This window comes from Luteibacter sp. SG786 (assembly GCF_011759605.1).
GTDB lineage: Bacteria > Pseudomonadota > Gammaproteobacteria > Xanthomonadales > Rhodanobacteraceae > Luteibacter.
Window position 1 is genome coordinate 654,084 of record NZ_JAAOYX010000001.1, and the last position, 18,603, is coordinate 672,686.

The following is an 18,603-nucleotide window of genomic DNA, read 5'->3' on the forward strand; positions in this document are numbered from 1 at the left end:
CATGACGACGAACAAGGCAGTGATGGGGCGCCCGCAGGGCGATGTGGCGATCTCGGCGGTGCGCGCTCTCGCGCTCGCCATCGCGTTGGCGACGCTGGGCATTCCCATCGTGTCGTGGGCGCAGCAGGTGCCCGATGTCGCGGCGGGGGCGCATCGCCCGAAGATGGATTCGGCGGCGAACGGCGTGCCGGTCGTGGATATCGTCGCGCCTAACGCGCAGGGCGTTTCGCACAACAAATACCAGCGCTTCGACGTCGACCAGCGCGGCGTGATCCTCAATAACAGCCCCGGCATCGTCCAGACACAGCTCGGCGGCTATATCGCCGGCAACGACAACCTCAAGGGCGGCCCCGCCTCGCTGATCCTCAACGAGGTGACGTCAGGATTGCCGAGCAGCCTGCGGGGCTACGTCGAAGTGGGCGGCAAGGCCGCGCCCGTCGTCATCGCCAACCCTTACGGCATCACGTGCGACGGCTGCGGCGTGATCAACAGCCAGCGCTTCACGCTGACCACCGGCACGCCGGTGTTCGGTGGCAGCGGCAGCCTCGACGCCTTCCGCGTGACCGGCGGCGGCATTGCCGTCGGCAGCGGCGGTCTCGATGGTTCCACGGCCGACCGCACCGAGCTCATCGCCCGCGCCATACAGGTGAACGGCCAGCTCTGGGCGAAGGATCTCAGCGTTGTGGCCGGTACTAACGACGTGAACTACGCAGACGCAGGCGTACGCGCCATGGCGGCCGATGCGAATCGGCCCACCGTGGCAATCGACGTCGCGGCACTCGGCGGCATGTACGCGGAAAAGATCCGCCTCGTCGGTACCGAGGCGGGCGTGGGCGTAGTGAGCAGCGGCGCCATCGCGGCACAGGCAGGCGATCTCACCCTCAGCAGCGCGGGCGAAGTCCGCCTTGGCGGAACCACCGTGGCGCTGGGGAACGCGGCGCTCGATGCGAGCGGTCCGGTCACCGTCGACGGCACCTTCGGTACGCAGAACGGCAACGTGGCGCTTGCGACACGCGGCGCGCTCGGCGTCTCCGGCCGCGTGATCGCCGGCGGCTCGCTGGCGGTGGATGCCGCCGGCGACATCGCCATGGCCGGCCGCCTCAGCGCGGGCGGAAACCTCGCCGTGCATTCGGCCCAGGCCTTGTGCAACACCGGCCTGATCTACTCCGATCACGCGTTCGACATGCGGGCGGACAGCCTGCGCAACGAAGGCACGATCTACGGCCTCGGCGGCGGCAACGTCTTTGCAAGCGGGGCGCTGGTCGGCATCGCAGCGAGTACGCTGCATGCTGGCGGCGCGCTCGCGCTCGATGCGGCCTCGGTGAACAGCAGTGGCATCGTCGACGCCGGTGGCGCGCTCACCTTGTCCAGCCGCGGCGACGCCACCCTGGCGGGTGCCGTGCAGGGAGGTGGCGATGTCGCCGTGCGCGCGGTGGGCCAGCTCGACAACGCGGCAACCATCGTGTCGGGTGGCCGCATCGACGTGCAGTCGGCGCGTCTGACCAATGCCTCCTCGGCCATCGTGTCGTCGGGCGGCGACCTGGCCGTGAACACCGCGGGGGCAGTGATCAACCAGGGAACGCTCTACGCGGCCGGCGGTGTCGCCGTCAACGCGGCGTCGCTGGCGCAGGGTGTTGCCGGCCAGATCTACGGTGTGCGCAGCGCGAGCACGAACATCGGCGGTTCCCTGGACAACGACGGCAGCCTCGTGGGCGGCGGTGCGCTCGCGGTCCATGCCGATGACATCGTCAGCCACGGTGAACTCGGCACGCAGAGTGGCGATGCCTCCATCGTCGCAGGCGACGTCACGCTGGCAGGTACCACGGTGGTCGGTGGCACGCTGGATCTCCGCACGGCGGGGGCGTTTCGACAGCAAGGCCAGTTGACGGCAGGGAATCTCGCCGTCGACGTCGGCTCGATGGACAACGCCGGCGAGACGTATGCGCGCGGGAACGCGCAGGTCCACGCCGCGCAGGGTCTCACGAACGCTGGCAAGCTGTACGCGGACGGCCAACTCGCCGTGAGCACGGATGGCGACATGAACAATGCCGGCATCCTGCATGCCGGCACCGACCTTTCGCTGCACGGCGCTTCGGTGGACAGCACGGCCTCGATCGACGCCGGTCGCGATGTGTCGGTGGACGCGCAAGCGCTCCATCTCGCGGGGAATGTGCAGGGCGGCCGCGACGTTGCACTGACCGCTGTCGGCGCGTTCGACAACGCCGCGACCGTGGTCGCGGGGCGCGATGCGACAGTGCGTGCCGCAAGGCTCACGAATGCAGGTGCACTGTCCTCGAATCATGACCTGACGCTCACCGTCGACGGCAACGTCGATGGCGCGGGTCAGCTCTATGCCGGCCATGCCTTGAACGTGGACGCTGGCTCGCTGTCGATCGGCGCAGGCGGTTCGCTCAGTGCGGCGGACACGGCGACGCTGCGCCTGCGCGGTGCGCTGAACAACGCGGGGAGCGTCGTGGGTGCCCAGGCACTGAGCGTCGACGCGGGCAGTATCGACAGCACCGGCTCGCTGGGCAGCACGCTCGGCTCTGTCACGTTGACCTCGCTTGGCGACACGCACCTTGGCGGCGTAGTTTCCGCAGCAACGGGATTCACGGCACATGCCGGCGGCAACCTCCTGATCGACGGCACGCTCACGGGCGTGCGCCTCGGTCTGGCCGCAGACGGCTCCATGACGCTCGCCGGTTCCGTGCATGCGACGGGCGACGCCATCCTCGAGGCAGCGCAGGCCATCGCGCTCGGTGGCGACACGTTCGCCGACGGTGCACTTTCGGCGCAGGCGGTCAGCATCGACCAGTCGGGTACGACGCATGCGGGCGGGGACCTTGCCCTGAATGCTTCGAGCCTGACCACACACGGCACGCTCGATGCGGGCAACGACCTGATCGTTGCTGCGGGCACGGCGTCACTGGGCGGTCAGCTTCAGGCGGCGCGCGACGTCCGTGCGGACATTGCCGGCACGCTGTCGCAGTCCGCGACAGTTATCGCGGCGCGCGATGCCATTGTCGGTGCCGCGAACGTCGATGGCGCGAAAGGCTCCATCGTCAGCGCCGGTCGCGACCTGGCGTTGACGGTGTCCGGGGGCGTGACGAGCGCAGGCCTGCTCCACGCTGCCAACGTGCTGACGCTGGACGCCGGAAGCTTCGCGCAAACGGCCGACGGTCAGGTTGACGCGGGCAAGCATCTTGCTCTCAACGTATCCGGCGCTCTCGACAGTGCCGGCACCATCGTCGGCGGCGACGGACTCGCGATAAACGCCGGTAGCCTGCAGAGCACCGGCCAGATCGGTAGCACGGCAGGCGACGTTTCCCTGGTGACCACGCAGGGTGACCTTTCGCTGGCGGGTACGACGGTGTCGGCGGGCCGCCTGGATGCTACGTCGGCCGGTGCGCTCGCGCAGACCGGATCGCTGAGCGCGAACGGAGCGACGCTGACATCCACGGGCGATATGACGCTGGGCGGCGACACGTCGGTGAACGGCGCACTTGGCCTCGACGCTGGGCGCGATCTGAGCAATGCCGGCAGCGTGTACGCCACCGGCACCCTCGGCGTACGTGCAACGGGCAACCTGGACAATCGCGGCAGCATCGCTGCCGAGAACGATCTGTCGGTCGACGCCGCCGCCTTGACGCAGGACGCGAACGGCAAGCTGCAGACCAACGGCACCCTCGAGGTCATGGCGGGAAGCATCGACAGCAAGGGCACCGTGGCCGGCGCGAAGGACGTGTCGCTTTCGGCGCAAGGCGCTCTGAGCCTGAGCGGCCTCACGCAGGCCGGCGGCACGCTTGCCATCGACACGGCGGGAGCTTTCAACAACGCCGGTCAAATCGTCGCGTCCAGTGCGCTTTCGGTGACGGCGGGAAGCATCGGCAACACGGGTGCGATCTCGACGGAAGGCACGCTCGACCTCCATACGGCTGGGTTGCTCGACAATCGCGGCACGGCCTACGCGGGTGGAAAGGCGACAGTCGTTGCCGGCACCTACAATCAAGCGGCATCTGCCGAGCTGTCCGGTGCAGACGACCTGGACATTGATGTTGTCGGCGCGGTGGGCAATGCAGGAAAGATCGTTGCCGCGAAGTCGCTGACGCTGAAAGGCGGTAGCGTTTCCAGCAGCGGCACGCTCGGCACGCAGCAGGGCGATCTCCACCTCCAGGCCCGCACGGGCGACCTCGTGCTGGGAGGCACGGTGGCCTCGGCCGCCGGACTGGATGCGACCTCCGCGCAGGCGATCCGCCAGAGCGGCGAGCTTGTCGCTACCCACCTCAACCTTCACGCCGACGGCGATCTCGAAACCCAAGGCGACATCACGGCACAGGATGCCGCGATGACGAGTGCTGCCACCCTCACGCAGGGCGGCACGCTTTCGGCGCACGCGATCTCGCTCGATGGTGCCGTCGTTAAGAACGACGGCCGCACCTTGTCGTCGGGCGATCTTGTCGTGCATGGCGGCAGTGTGGATGTGTCCGGTGTGCTGGCGGCGGGTGTCAAGGACGACGGTTCCCTCGACACGACGGGCGACCTGCACGTATCGGCCGATACGACACTCGCCGCCCATGGCAGCCTCCTGGTCGGCCATGCGCTGGACGCGCAGGCGAACACCATCGACCTGTCGTACGGCACCCAACGTGCGGGTGGCGACGCCACCCTCGTCGCACGCGCTGGAAATATCGATCACACGGCCGGCGATCTTGCCGTCGGTGGCGCACTTTCTGTGCAGGCCGCTGGCACGTTGGTGAATCACGGCGTCGACGGCCACGACGCCCGCATGCAGGCGAACTCCCTGCTGCTTCGTGCCGCGTCCATCGACAACACGCGCGGCAACCTGCTGCAGACAGGCAACGCGGCGCTGGCGCTGACCACCGCGGGTACGCTCGATAACACCGGCGGCACCATCGCGACCAATGGCAACGACCTCACCGTGCACGGCGGTCGCGTGGTCAACCGGGGCGGCAACATCCAGTTGGCCGGCACCGGCTTGCTGGACGTGACGTCCGACCAGGACATCGACAACGGACAGGGCACGCTGGCAAGTAACGGCGCCACTCGCGTCACGGCCACCACGGCGCTCGCCAACGACGGCGGCCTGATCAATGCGCACGGCGGCAGCACGATCTCGGCGGCTTCGCTGAGCAACACCGCCAACGGCGCCATCTCGGGCGCGACCCTCGGCGTGACGGTTGCCAATGGCCTGAACAACGCCGGTGGCCTCATGCAGGCGACGGTGGGGGATCTTTCCCTCACGGCGGCCAACCTTTCCAACGCAGGGGGCACGATCCAGTCCGCACCGGGCGCTGTGACCTTGGGTGTGGCCGGTGCGCTCGACAACGGCAACGGAACGATCGCCGCCGGCACGCTCACCAGGCTGACCACGGCACGGCTGACCAACGCGGGCACGATCGCCGGCGGACAGCTCAATGTCCAGGCTACCGACACCGTGAACAACACGGGAGGCCACCTGCAGAGCCGTGGCGCGCTCGACCTGCGCGCCACGAACGGCCTGAACAACAATGGGGGAAGCATCGAGGCGAACGGCGCCACCACGCTGGCTTCCGCTTCGATCTCGAACATCGGCGGACGCATTGCCAACGCCAGTGGCGCGCTGACCCAGGTCACGTCCGGCGGTGGTATCGACAATCGCGGCGGCACGCTGGGCGGGCAGGGCGATGTCAGCCTGTCCGGTACGGCGATCTCGAACGCGCAGGGCGGCACCCTTGTGGCCGCGGGCAGCATGACGCTCGGCACCGGACAGCTGGATAACAGCAACGGCAGCGTCTACGCCGGCAATACCTTCAACTTCGTCAATGCCGGTGCCACGGCTAGCAATGCGGGCGGCAAAATCACGGCCGGCCGGCAGCTCAACCTTACGCTCGCCAGCCTCGACAACAGCGGCGGCACGGTGCAGGCGGGCATCGACGGCGTAGGCGGTGTCGGCAATGTGATGCTCGACATCCGCAACCTGGTCGGACAGGGCAGCATTGTCGCCAACAATACGCTGGGCATGCACCTGGTGGGCGACTACATCCAGGCCGCCGGTTCCAGCATCAAGGCCAACGGCGGCTTCAGCCTCGCCGTGGACGGCCAGTTCGTCAACAACGGCAGCATCCAGGCCGTGAACGGCCTGACGATCAGCGCCGCGAACATCACCAACAACGCTGGCGCGCTGCTCAACTCCGCCAACACGCAGCTCAACACTGGCGGCACGATCACCAACGCCGGCAGCATCCAGGGCAACACCGTAGGCATGAATGCCGGTGTGGTGAACAACACCGGCAGCATCATGGGCGGCAATGTCACCATCCAGGCCGGCACGGTGATCAACGGTGCCGACTTCGGTCAGGCAACGGGCAACGCGGCGTACCAGAGCGGCACCATCGCCGCGACGGGCAGTGTGGACATCTACACGAACTACCTGCTCAACCGCGACGCGCAGATTTTCAGCCTGGGCAACATCAACGTGGCGGGCGCGGGGCGCAACGGCCAGGGCCTGTTCGCCACCCGCGCCGGGCAGATCGATAACATCTCCGGATCGATCCAGGCGCAGGGCAGCATCCTGCTGGCGGCGAACCAGATCAACAACGTACGCCGCGTGTTGAACACGACCGATCGCGTGCTGTCGGCGGAAGAATCGGCTGCCTCGCAGCCGCTGCCGCGGTCGGATTACAAGTACACGATGAACAAGGTGCAGGAGTACGAGACCTACACCGAGTACCACACCATCCAGGAGACCGTGGTCAACGCCGCCAGCGCGCAGTCGCAGATCCTCGCGGGCGGCAACATCGCGCTTTATGGCTCGGTGAAGAACAATACGTCGACGATTGCGGCCAACGGTGCGTTCTGGGTAAACATCCAGGGCGCGGGCGGCGGCACGGGCATGGTCTTCGGCAATGAAAACGTTGCCAACGAGTCGCTCGCCGCCGGCCGCACCATCCAGCAGGTGGCGGTGACCCATCACATGGGCTGCGGTTGGCAGCAGAGCATGTGCGATATCGAAAACGAAAAGGAGTACTACACCTACCGCCCCAATACCGACCCCTCGACATACCTGCACGACAACTACACCGCTCTCGGCGCGGTGATGACCGGTGCGGGCGGTGTGAGCATCAGCGGGCAGAGCGTTTCGAACGGCGGTGTCACGCCGGATGGCCGTTCGGTCGGCAATACGCGCCTCGATCCAAATGCGCAGGCCATCGGCCTCGCCTCAGTGAACAAGGGCAACGCACAGGGTGCGGCTGGCCTTCCGGTGGGCGCGCAGGTCGATCCGGCGACGGGCCACGCGCCGCAGGTGCTTGGCGGCGCAGGGCAGCCCTTGGCGGGCGTGATCCTGCCCACGGGTGGTATCTACAGCGTTCGCGGCAGCGGCGGCGGCGAGAGCGTGTCCGTGGGTGGGCCTGGAGCCGGTGGCGAACTCACTGCCGCCTCGGGTGCCGAGCGCAGCGCGGTGGACGGCGCCGGCGCGGATTCGTTGTCGGCGCTGGCGAAGGGGGCTTCCGCGCGTGGCGTTGGCCTGATGGGTAATGCATACCTGACGGCCCTGCTCGGCCATCCGCCGAGCGGCAACTACCTGATCGAGACCAACTCCCGCTTCGTCGACTACAGCCAGTTCATCAGCAGCGATTACCTGCTCGACCAGCTCGGCCTCGACCCCGCGCGCACGATGATGCGTCTGGGCGACGGCTTCTACGAACAGCAGCTGGTGACCCAGCAGGTAACGCAGCTTACCGGCCGCACCTACCTCGCCGATTACTCCAGCGGTCTGGAGGAATACCAGGCGCTGATGAGCAACGCCACGCACGTGGCCCAGGCCATGAACCTGAGCGTGGGTGTGGCCCTCACGGCGGAGCAGGTCAGTGCACTCACCCAGGATATCGTCTGGATGGTGCAGCAGAACGTGGACGGCCACGAGGTGCTCGTGCCGGTGGTGTACCTGGCCAGCGGCAACCTCGGCCTCACGTCGCAGGGTGCGGTGATCGCAGGCTCGAGCGTGAGCATCGATGCCTCGGGCAAGCTGTTGAACGACGGCCTGATCCGCGGCGAGAACAGCACCCTGCTGACGGCGCAGGACCTGCTCAACAGCGGACGCATCTCCAGCGGCGGCCTCACCGCCATCAGCGCGACCGGCAATATCACCAACATCAACGGCCGCATCGACGGCGCGGGTGTCAGCCTGATCGCCGGCGGGGATATCCGCTCCGAGAACGTGGGCGGCCTCATCGGCCGTGGTATGGAGGGGGCAAGCATCACCGCCACCCAAGGCTTGCAGATCAGCGCCGGCAATAACCTGTCGCTCGACCACACCAAGGTCGCGGCGGGCGGCGATGCGCTGCTGACGGCAGGCCACGACCTGACCCTGAGCGGGCAGGGCGTGTCGGCAGGCGGCAGTCTGGCCCTCGCGGCCGGGAACAACCTGTCCATCACGTCCAGCGTCACCACGACGCACCCGTACGCCTGGAGCAAGACGCTGACGGGCACGCAGGTCGACGGTCTCACGCTCAGTGCGGGCAAGGATCTTTCCCTGGTCGCCGGCAACGACATGAGCCTGTCGGCCACCACACTGAAGGCCGGCGGAAACGCGGCGCTCCAGGCGGGCCACGACCTGACCCTGGGCGCGGTGCAGAGCGGCACGCGCTGGACGACGCAAACCACGGCCAGCGGGATCGACGCCGGCGGCTCGCTCTCGCTTCAGGCGGGGCACGACCTCGGCGTGCAGGCCGGCGCGCTCAAAGCGGGCGGCGACATGGCGCTGCTCGCGGGCCACGACCTGTCGCTGACCGCGACCACCAACGGGACGTCGAACAAGGTCACGCACGACGTGACCACCCTCGACGCCGGCGGCAACCTCGCCGTGGCGGCCGGAAACAATGCGCTGCTGGAAGGCACGCAGATCAAGGCTGGCGGTACGGCGGCACTGCAGGCGGGGAACGACCTCGACCTGACGACGGTGACGGATAGCGCTACCAGCACGAAGAGCTGGAAGGAAGGGAAGAAGCGCATTACGGAGACCACCACGGACGAGACCGTCCGAGGGGTGACGGTGGACGCCGGCACCGGTGTGCAGATCGCCGCCGGCCACGACGCGACGCTGGACGCGACCACGGTCGCGACCAAGACCGGCGACATCACCTTGGCGGCGGGGCACGACCTGACGCTGGCGGCCGAAGACGAGACGCATACGGTCGTCACGGATACGAAGAAAAAGAAGAGCGGCCTCTTCAGCAGTAAGACGACCACCACGCACGACACCAGCGAACAGACGCTGGCCGTGGGTACCTCGCTCAGTGGCGACAACATCCACATGGTGGCCGGAAACGACCTGACCGCCATGGGGGCGACCGTCCAGGCATCGGGCGGCATCGCTGTAGCGGCAGGCCACGACGTGAACCTGCTGGCCACGACAGATACCTATAACGAGACCCACGACAAGACCGTCAAGAAGTCCGGTTTCACGCTTAATCGGGGCGGCGGCATCGTCCAGGCGGGCAAGAAGACGGTAACGAATGACGACACCGCGCAGCACGTCGCCAATGGCACGCTGCTCAGTGGCGATTCGATCTCCGTCGCTGCGGGCCATGACGTGCTTGGCGAAGGCGCGAAGATCGCCGGCACGCACGATGTGGTGGTCGCAGCGGGTAACAACCTCAACCTGACCACGGCCGTCGACATCTATGACGACAGCCACAGCAAGACGGTCACGAAGACAGGTTATTCGAAGAGCGGCATGAACGAGCTTTACGGGCAGGCGAAGGACAGCCGCTCCGAGAGTTCGCACCAGGTGACCCACACGGGTAGCGTCGTCGGCTCCACCGACGGACAGGTGACGTTGACGGCGGGTGGCGACCTGCACCTGACGGGCACGGACGTCATCAGCAAGACGGGTACCACGATCGTCGGCAAGAACGTCACGATCGATGCCGGCCTGGATACGCTGGATACGACGCAGTCGCAGAAACACAGCGAAGGTGGCATTACCGGTGGTCTGGGCGGGGCCGCCTATGAGTTTGCCATGGGCGCTCGAGACTCGGTAAAGCAGGCCAGCAGCAGCGACGATGATCGGTTGAAGGCGCTCTATGCCGCGAAGGCCGCCTATCAGGTGCACGATGCCGTTGCTGCAACGGGCGACTTCAGCAGTGTGACCGACGCCCAGAGTGCAGCGGGAGCCGCGGGCATCAACATCCAGGTCGGGATTGGAGGAAGTAGCGCGAGCAGCAAGACCACGACGCATGACAGTACGTCGTACGGCGGCCACATCACCAGCGGTGGCAACGTCACCATCGGCGCAACGGGTGGCGACCTGACCATCATCGGCGGCGAGGTTACGGGCAAGAACGTTGCCCTGGCCGCGACGCATGACATCAACCTGCTCAGTCAGTCCGAGGAGCACAGTCTCAAGAACGACTCGAAGAATGCCGCAGGCAGCATCGGTGTTAGCTTCGGTTCCGATGGCTTCGGTATCTACGCGTCGGCCAGCGTCGGCAGCGGCAAGGCTCATGGCAACGGCAGCACCCACGCTGAAACCACCATCAACGCCGGCGACAAGCTGACCATCGTCAGCGGTAACGACACGACCATCGAAGGTGCCCAGCTGAAGGGCAATCAGGTTGTCGCCGATATCGGCAACAACCTGACCATTCGCAGCGAGCAGGACACCGACGACTACGCCAGCAAGACCATGCAGGCCGGTGGCAAGCTCATGGTCGGTATCACCCAAAGCGGCATGGTGAGCGGTAGTGCCTACTACGCGGCCAGCAAGGTCGACAGTCACTACAACAGCGTCAACGAGGTCAGCGGCATCAAGGCCGGCGATGGCGGCTTCCAGATCGACGTTGGGGGCACGACCCATCTGGTAGGTGGGCAGATTGCCAGCACGGCAGACGCGTCAAAGAACGTGCTCAGCACGGGCGACCTGGTCTGGGAGGACCTTCACAACGAGTCGAAGTACAACGCCAGCCAGGTGAGCTTCAGTGGCGGCAGCACCGTAGCGAGCAACGTGGCAGGTGCCATCGGTGCTGCGATCTCGATGGCTACCCCGCAGCATGGGAATAGTAGTAGCGACACCAAGTCTGGCATTGCGGCCGGGACGATCATCGTTCGGAACGATCCGGGGAAGGATCTGAGCGGGCTCGATCGAGACCCGACGCTTGACGATGCGGCGTTGAAGAACAGCTACGACGCGAAAAAGGTTTCGGAGAAGCAGGAGCTTGGGACGCAAGCCGGCTACGTCGGAATGCGCACGGTTGGCGCTATTGCCGAGTACATGCAATACAACGCAACCACGGACGAGGAGCGGGCCGCCTGGGCCGACGGAAGTCGAAACAAGGTGATCCTCCACGGTGTCGTTGGCGCGGCGATGGCCTCGCTCGGCGGAGGTAACGCCGTCCAGGGCGCACTAGGCGCGGGAGCTGCAGAAGCCGCGTCCAAGGCTATGGCCGATTACCTGGCCACTACTGACGCTACGCCCGAAGAGAAAAAGACCTACATGGAACTTGGCGCGGCCGTGATCGGTGGCGCCGTCGGCGGAGGACGTGGCGCCGCTGCTGCCCTGGACGGTGAAAGATATAACCGCCAGCTCCACCCAGACGAAACCGCCTGGATCAAGCAGCATGCGACCGACTTCGCGCGTCAACAGTGCAGCGGTTGCGACCCGTCGCAGGAGCAGATTGAGGCAGCGACGGCGCGACTTGGGCAGCAGGCGTCGAAGGATGTCGACTTCATCTGGAAGAGCGTTCTCGGCTCAGGTGACGATGCTGCCGCGCAGGCGTTCCTCTCATCGACGGATGCGACGTTCACGAACGATCTGGGCAAGCAGCAAACCATGTTTACTGCTGAGCGTGGTCAGTTCTTTGCTCCTGCGCAGAATGCACCGGACGCTGATCTCGACTTCATCGGCAAGTACGTTCGCCCAGCTGTAACTCGTGATCTAACCGTGGGAATGGCTGAGGAATCAGGGAGGTACGCCTCCGTCATTGGAGGGGCGATTAAGGAAGACCCCTTTGGGGTAGGAAAGAATGTAGTGATCGGCTTGGGTGCTGCAATCGGAGATGTCTTTGCACATCCCATGGACGCCTATCAAGGGTTTAAGGATGGCTTTGTTTCGGGCGCTCAAAATATGGGCGAAGGCGCAGCGGTCAGTTTCAATAAGTCGCTTCAAGACAGGATGCAACTGATTTATGGGCAAGACGTCAGTGGTGCGATTCAGACGGTAACAGCTATGCAGGTAACCGCAGCCATCGGCAATGCCGTTGGTGCCGGCAAGCTCGTTGGAGCGGGAGTAAAGGTCGCCGGTAAGGCGGCCGAAGCGACAGCGGAAAAGGTGGCTGCGTCGCTGGGGAAGGATGTCTCGAAGGAAACAATTGAAGATGCGTCGAAGCTCTTGGCATCAACAGGGGACGTCGTAACGGGTGCTGATGCTTCGGGAAGCCTTGGTGCAGGAAAGGGGACGCTAAAAGGAGAGCCCGAGCTTCCTCCGAAGAACGCGAGCCCTGACCAAGTGCGTGCAATCACGAGGCAAAACGAAGCGGCGCAGATGCTTGCTGATTCGGGATTTGACGTGGAGCAGATCCCGAACGCCCGCAAGAGCGTAAGTCCTGATCTGAAGATCAACGGCATCGAGGCAGATGTGGCGTCCCCCACCACTTCCAGCCCATTCTCGGTACGTCTGACCATCGAGGATAAAGTCGAAAGACAGGCAGACACCGTTGTAATTAATCTGGCAGATTCAGTCTTAGGTCCGGAGGACATTCAGAAGGTTGTAGAGGCCAACCCCGTTGAGGGGCTGAAGCGACTCTATGTTATAAAAGGTGGCAAGATCACAGTCATTGAGGGGTCATGATGTCTATTGATTTCTCGCTCGAGATAGAGGATGGAATCGACATTCCTTCATTGTTCCGGCTCGGCGAATCCTTGGGTGGTCAGATTTGCGACGCATGCGTATGGTTCGAGCAATCGGGACTGAGCCTGTTTATCGGTGACAATCGCGGCACCTCCTCTGTCGGAGCGGAGGGTCTTGCACTCACTTGGCAGGTGGGTGCGCGTTGTGTGGCTGCTATGCGTCCGAGTAGTTACGACGCCTGCTGGTACGAGCTGGAGCGATTCGTAAGATCACTTGCTGAACATTTCAGTCAAAGATTCGTTCTTTCATTCGAATATTCCTCAATATATGCAGTAAGGGATGAGAACGGTCTGCGTTTCCTAAAATCTGGAGTTGCGATCTAATTTTGTACCCTGGCCCTTTCCCGCTGCAGATAGCTCGGACGTCTATGTGTACGACGAGCGAGTCGGTCAGATGCGAGGTTACCCCAATTGGCCGCCGGTTTTTGAGAATCATAGCGTTATCTAGATGACCAAGCGTTGGCGAAGGGCTCAAAACAGTCGTTAAAAAAGATGGCGAAATCACGCCTGTTGAGGGATTTTGATCTCGCTTCACTTCACGCTTGAAATCGAAGAAGGGGTCGCCGTCAGTTCGCTATTTCGACTTGCGGAATGTTTAGGCGGGGTCACGTGCGATGACCGCGTATGGTTCGAGACATCGGGGTCTAATTTGTACATCGAAGATGCGAGGGGTAACCCTTTTGTCGGCGCGGAGGACCCTTCGCTTATGTGGACGGTAGGCGCGCGTTGTTACGCATTCATGAGGCCAAGCACTTACGATGACGGTTGGCGGGATGTCGAGCGCTTCGTGAATTTGCTCGCCGAGCATTTCAGTCAGCGATTCGTTCTGTCTTTCGAGTATTCGTCGATCTACGCGGTGCGAGACGAGCAGGGGTTGCGCTTCTTGAAGTCTGGCCTCGCCACCTGAATCCGGTTGAGGGAAGATTGCCCGAGTCCTTCGCATGGCGACGGTAGGGAAGTGACCTTCACCCAGAGGCCGTACCAGTGATCACTGTGAAAGTCCCGGGTTAAAGGGTTACCGGGTTGACGTCGTGTTGGACGCGGCGGTGGGCAGCGAATGGCCAAGCGCGTGAAACTGGGTGACATCGTTCAGATATTGACATCCGAAGGGGTTTCCTATGCCCAACTGTCACATATCAATCCGGACTACGGGTATCTCATTCGCGTATTCGAAGGGACATATGCGAAGCGGCCCAAGGACTGGGCAGAGGTTGTCGCTCGACCCGTGCAGTTCTCTGCGTTCTTTCCGTTACAGAGCGCTGTCAACCAAGCGCTCCTGGCTGTAGTCGGAAATTATCCTGTCCCTGAAGCGATAGCTAGATTTCCCACGTTCCGTTCGCGTAACGGAGTGCGCGGAGGCTCAATATGGTTGTGGGATGGCAATGCCTCGACCATGCTGGATAGGCCGCTCGAAGAGGAAGAGCAAAGCTTCCCGGTTCGAGGCATTATCAGTGCCCCGCTGCTCGTTGAACGTATAGAAAAGGGGTATCGCCCGGAAGCGCTTATCCCCATCGGTACCAGTGCGCTATATGCGCACCGGTATATACGTCGCACCCCGCACAGCCTGCCTCCAAACCCCAGGAAACGGCACCACCCGACTCCCCGCAAAATGCGCCGCAAGCGCACGACGCAAGAACAGGATCACGCGCTCGCCCTTCCCAGCGAACAGCAATTCGCACGCGGTCTGATCGCCTGAGCCAGGCAGCGGCGTGCTCATGAACCACTGCCATGTCGCCGACGGATCCGGTTCGATCAGGCTGGCGAGGGCGAAGATGCGGCGGGTGACGGTGCTCATGTTCAGAAGGTGTACGACAGGGCAATGAGATAGCTGTGGGTGCTGCTTCCTTCCACCATGGGGCTGTCTTTCACGGCATCCGGCAGGCGGCTCAGTCGCAGGGTCGCGAGCAGGTTCCATCGGGTGCCGAGCCTTGCGGTTGCCGTGACGCCGGCATAGGGCGCCGTTCCGGAGCCTGCACGGTAGCTTGGAAGGCCGCTCATGCGAGCCTCCTTTTCGCTGACGCCATAGTAGTAATCGTTGAGCGCGTCGCTGGTATACGTGGCGCCGACCATCGGCGTTAGGACGAGGCCGCGCGCGAATGGCAACGGATAACCGTAGTTCGCGTCGAACGCATGGCCCCCTCCATGCCCCGTCACTTCCTTCTGCGCGGCGACCTGCACCACGCCCCACTCGCCACTCGACCGCCACTGCACACCCAGTTGGCCCGAGATGTCGCGGTCGGACAGTCGGCGCAGCCTCGTGTCATCGGTGTCTTCGTGGCGGAACCGGTTGCCGATCGGCGAGACCATCAGCGACAGCTCATTGCCGTCGTTGCGCCACAAGCGCATGCCGACACCGATACCCCGCACGAAGAAGCGTTGGCCCTCGTAGCTGGCTACGGGAATGGGCCATGCCTTGTTGTCATACGAGCGGTAGGGGCTGGGGCTCCATGCGAACCCGACGCCGAGGCTGAGTCTCGGTGTGGATTGAGCAGCGAGGGCCGCAGACGGTGCCAACAAGGTGACCGCCATGGCAAGCCAGCGGAACGACATTTTCGCCATCGGGGAGTCCGTGTGAGATCGGGTCCCGCCATGGTGCGGCAGCGAAGTTGTCCGAACATTACGTTCGGCGCATCCATCGCTGCGTTGGTCGCACCAAGCTAGTCGATTTCCTTCAACAAATAGCCGACACCGCGGATCACGCTGATCTCCACGCCGGCGCTGGCTTCTTCCAGTGCACGGCGCAGCTTGGAGATATGCGCGTCCAGCGCATTGGACTGGATGGCGTCGTCGAAGCCATAGACCGCTTCGCGCAGGGCTTCGCGGCGCACGGTGCGGCCTTGCCGGTAGATCAGGGTTTCCAGAATGAGCAATTGGCGGCGCGGCAGGCGCAGCATGCGTCCGGCCACCGCGGCCTCGCGGGCGCCGAAGTCGAAGGTCAGCTCGCCCATGGCGGCCTGGGGCAGCGCGATGGTCGTGGGGCGGCGTGCCACGGCGCGTATCCGCGCAAGCAGTTCGTCCGTGGCTACGGGCTTCACCAGGTAATCGTCGGCGCCTTCGTCGAGGCCCTCGATACGCTCTGGCAGTTCGCCGCGGGCCGTCAGCACGATGATGGGCAGCCCCGTCCGCATCCTGCGTGCCAGGGCGATGAGGTCCACGCCGTCGCCGTCGGGCAGCGAGCGATCCAGCAGCAGCAGATCGTGCACGGCGGAGCGCAGCGCTTCGGTCGCTTCGGACAGTGAGCCGGCGATATCCACGACGAGGCCATGCCGCTGCAACGCGCTCCGCATCAGCTGCGCCAACGGTTCGTCGTCTTCGACCAGCAATATCCGCACGCGCGGCCTCCACCCAGGCAAGGCAGGCATGCTATCCGATCGATCGGGGCTTGCCGGCAACGTTGCGGCAATGTAGAGCCTGGGGGGGCTTCAGGACATCGATGGCGCCAGGGCAGTTTCAGCAGCGATTGGCAGCCGGGCTCGCGGCACCGGCTCGAAGGTGACGGCGAAGCACGCGCCACCCTCCGCCAGGTTGTCCACTGTGATGCGGCCGTTCTGCCTGCGCATGAGTTCCAGCGCGAGGTGGAGCCCGAGGCCGTGGCCCGGTTCTCCCGGCTGCGCGCGATAGAACGGCTCGAAAATGCGTTCGCGGTGTTGCTCGGCCACGCCCGGCCCCTGGTCGCACACTTGTAGCGTGTCGGGACGGACGACCCGGAGGCTGATGGTGCCCGTGCGCCCACCATGCACCATGGCGTTCTGCACGAGGTTGGTCACCACGCGACCAAGCGAAAGCGGTTCCGCCGATACCCACACGGGTTCGTCGGGCGCATCCACTTCCAGGCTGTAACCCTGCGCGGACGCCAGGGGCGCCACTTCCGATGCGACGTCCCTGGCCACCTCGCAGAGGTTTACCGGCATCCGCTGCACGCCTTGGGCCTGAATTCGCTGCAGGTCCAGCAGTTGCTCCGCCAGCGTGGCCAGCCGGCCGACATCGGCCCGGAGAAGCGCTTTGTCGGCACTCCTGGGCATGGTGTCGATCCGGGCCATCAGCACGGCAATGGGAAGGCGCAACTCATGTGCCGCGTCGCGCAGGAACTGATCGCGGGCAATGTATGTGGTGCGCAGGCGATCGATGGCCTCGTTGAAGGCGGCGACCAGCGGCCGGATCTCGCGCGGCACCGTATCCAGTTCCAGTTCCACGGCCTGGTGGGAAAGGTCGACGGCGGCGGCCGCCTGGGCGAGCTTGCGCACCCCGGCCATGCTGCGCCAAATCAGCAGTGGCGCGATCACGAGCGTCGACAGGATTAGCGGAATCGACACGATGGGGCTGATCACACCGCTGACCACGGCCGCCCATCGGCCGAGGTCGTCGCGAGAGGCGCCGCCTGTCATGATGTGGATGCGCCGGCCGTCCACCTTCTTCACGTCGATGCGTACGCCGTACGACGAGCGCTCTTCGTAGGAATGGATTTCCGAAGGGCCGATCCAGGCGAGCTGCTGCGCCAGTTCACGGTAGTACGAGGGCGGGGCGCCATAGCGCGCCGAGCGACCGCCGTCGTCCGATACCACGAGCCACAGCGAGGGGTATTGCCGCTGCAACGCTTCCAGCTCCGGGGTCTGCTCGATCGAGAGGCCGGACGGTCCGGTCCGTACCGCTTCTTTGGCGATCTTGATCACGCCGTCCGGGATGTAGGTGTTGCGGCCATCGATCAGGACGTAAAGCAGCCCGCCGAAGGCGAAGAACAGCACCACGGTCTGCACCACGGAGAGCGATACGAACAACTGCCAGAGCAGCGACTTGCTTTTCACCGGGAGGTCTCGCAGGGTTCGCAAGCGGGGTTGCCATGCGAACGGGGTCAGGGGGTGAGGGTCCGCGGCATGGTGGCATAGTTGCCCCCGAGGTCGCCGCGCCGCCCCTCGCTAAAGCTTTCCCCCACGACGCCGATAAGACCATCGAACGACCCCCGGGCGATGTGCGCCAAGGGTCCCAACGGTACGGACGATGGCGAAGAAATCCTCCAAAGACGCCCCCCGCGCCCCGCTGGCGCTGGAAGCGGACCTGCGTATCGGCGCGGCCCCCGCGCTCCGCGATACGCTGCTGGGTGTCCTGGCAGCCGGCAAGCCCGTCGAATTCGACGGCGCAGCGGTGGCCCAGGTCGACACGGCGGCCTTGCAGGTGCTCGCGGCATTTTCGCGCGACGCCCGCGCAGCGGGTCTCCCCGTCGCCTGGACCGGTGTCAGCGACCCCCTCCGGCGCGGCGTGTCCGTGCTGGGTCTTGAAGCTTTGATCGAACTGCCGGCCCACGCCGGCGTGAACTGAAGGTGCTCCGATGGCAAAGATTCTCGCGGTAGACGACTCGGCCTCCATGCGCAGCATGGTGGCCTTCACCCTGCGTGGCGCGGGCCACGACGTGGACGAGGCCGACAACGGTCAGGCCGCGCTGGATACGGCGCGCGGCACGAAGTTCGACCTGGTGCTGGCCGACGTGAACATGCCGGTGATGGACGGCATTTCCATGGTCCGCGAAATGCGCACGATGGCCGGTTACAGCGGCGTGCCCATCCTCATGCTCACCACCGAGTCCAACCCGGAAAAGAAGATGGAAGGCAAGGCCGCCGGCGCCACCGGCTGGCTGGTGAAGCCGTTCGATCCCGACCAGCTGCTGGCCACCGTGGCCCGCGTGCTCGGTTAATCCGTACCAAG

Annotated in this window: 8 protein-coding genes; 5 read left to right on the forward strand and 3 right to left on the reverse strand. The window is 64.8% G+C overall.

The annotated features are described in order from the left end of the window. The first annotated feature begins 1 nt into the window (after position 1). From FHS47_RS02825 to FHS47_RS02835, 3 genes are all read left to right on the forward strand, one after another. Positions 2–12,847 (forward strand): hemagglutinin repeat-containing protein, encoded by a 12,846-nt coding sequence (locus tag FHS47_RS02825; RefSeq protein WP_167022671.1) that lies wholly within the window; start codon positions 2–4, stop codon positions 12,845–12,847. Beyond that, a complete protein-coding gene (locus tag FHS47_RS02830; RefSeq protein ID WP_167022674.1) occupies positions 12,844–13,230 on the forward strand; it encodes a hypothetical protein in 387 nt (128 codons plus the stop codon). The genes FHS47_RS02825 and FHS47_RS02830 overlap by 4 nt, the downstream gene beginning before the upstream one ends. A gap of 733 nt (positions 13,231–13,963) precedes the next feature. After that, complete coding sequence (locus FHS47_RS02835; protein WP_208381756.1) at positions 13,964–14,602, forward strand: hypothetical protein; 639 nt, start codon at positions 13,964–13,966, stop codon at positions 14,600–14,602. 101 nt (positions 14,603–14,703) lie between these two features. Here FHS47_RS02835 and FHS47_RS02840 read toward each other — a convergent pair whose 3' ends face one another. From FHS47_RS02840 to FHS47_RS02850, 3 genes are all read right to left on the reverse strand, one after another. Continuing rightward, on the reverse strand, positions 14,704–15,465 hold the full coding sequence (locus FHS47_RS02840; protein WP_167022677.1) for a MipA/OmpV family protein: 762 nt from the start codon (positions 15,463–15,465) through the stop codon (positions 14,704–14,706). Positions 15,466–15,563: 98 nt separating this feature from the next. Then, the gene (locus tag FHS47_RS02845) at positions 15,564–16,238 is read right to left on the reverse strand and encodes a response regulator transcription factor (protein WP_167022680.1); all 675 of its coding nucleotides are present in this window, start codon (positions 16,236–16,238) and stop codon (positions 15,564–15,566) included. Positions 16,239–16,328: 90 nt separating this feature from the next. Further along, positions 16,329–17,732 carry a HAMP domain-containing sensor histidine kinase gene (locus FHS47_RS02850; protein ID WP_167022683.1) on the reverse strand — a complete coding sequence of 468 codons (1,404 nt, stop codon included), beginning with the start codon at positions 17,730–17,732 and terminating at the stop codon, positions 16,329–16,331. Positions 17,733–17,901: 169 nt separating this feature from the next. On the opposite strand from FHS47_RS02850, the gene FHS47_RS02855 reads away from it, so the two are divergent. Both FHS47_RS02855 and FHS47_RS02860 read left to right on the forward strand, forming a co-directional pair. After that, positions 17,902–18,219 (forward strand): STAS domain-containing protein, encoded by a 318-nt coding sequence (locus FHS47_RS02855; RefSeq protein ID WP_167022686.1) that lies wholly within the window; start codon positions 17,902–17,904, stop codon positions 18,217–18,219. 10 nt (positions 18,220–18,229) lie between these two features. Further along, positions 18,230–18,592 carry a response regulator gene (locus tag FHS47_RS02860; RefSeq protein WP_166697679.1) on the forward strand — a complete coding sequence of 121 codons (363 nt, stop codon included), beginning with the start codon at positions 18,230–18,232 and terminating at the stop codon, positions 18,590–18,592. Positions 18,593–18,603: the final 11 nt, after the last annotated feature.

What these genes read in the sequence shown, in the direction of transcription:
- FHS47_RS02825 (WP_167022671.1), top strand. Translation starts at nt 2, where the DNA reads ATGACGACGAACAAGGCAGTGATGGGGCGCCCGCAGGGCGATGTGGCG.
- FHS47_RS02830 (WP_167022674.1), top strand. Translation starts at nt 12,844, where the DNA reads ATGATGTCTATTGATTTCTCGCTCGAGATAGAGGATGGAATCGACATT.
- FHS47_RS02835 (WP_208381756.1), top strand. Translation starts at nt 13,964, where the DNA reads ATGGCCAAGCGCGTGAAACTGGGTGACATCGTTCAGATATTGACATCC.
- FHS47_RS02840 (WP_167022677.1), bottom strand. Translation starts at nt 15,465, where the DNA reads ATGGCGAAAATGTCGTTCCGCTGGCTTGCCATGGCGGTCACCTTGTTG.
- FHS47_RS02855 (WP_167022686.1), top strand. Translation starts at nt 17,902, where the DNA reads ATGGCGAAGAAATCCTCCAAAGACGCCCCCCGCGCCCCGCTGGCGCTG.
- FHS47_RS02860 (WP_166697679.1), top strand. Translation starts at nt 18,230, where the DNA reads ATGGCAAAGATTCTCGCGGTAGACGACTCGGCCTCCATGCGCAGCATG.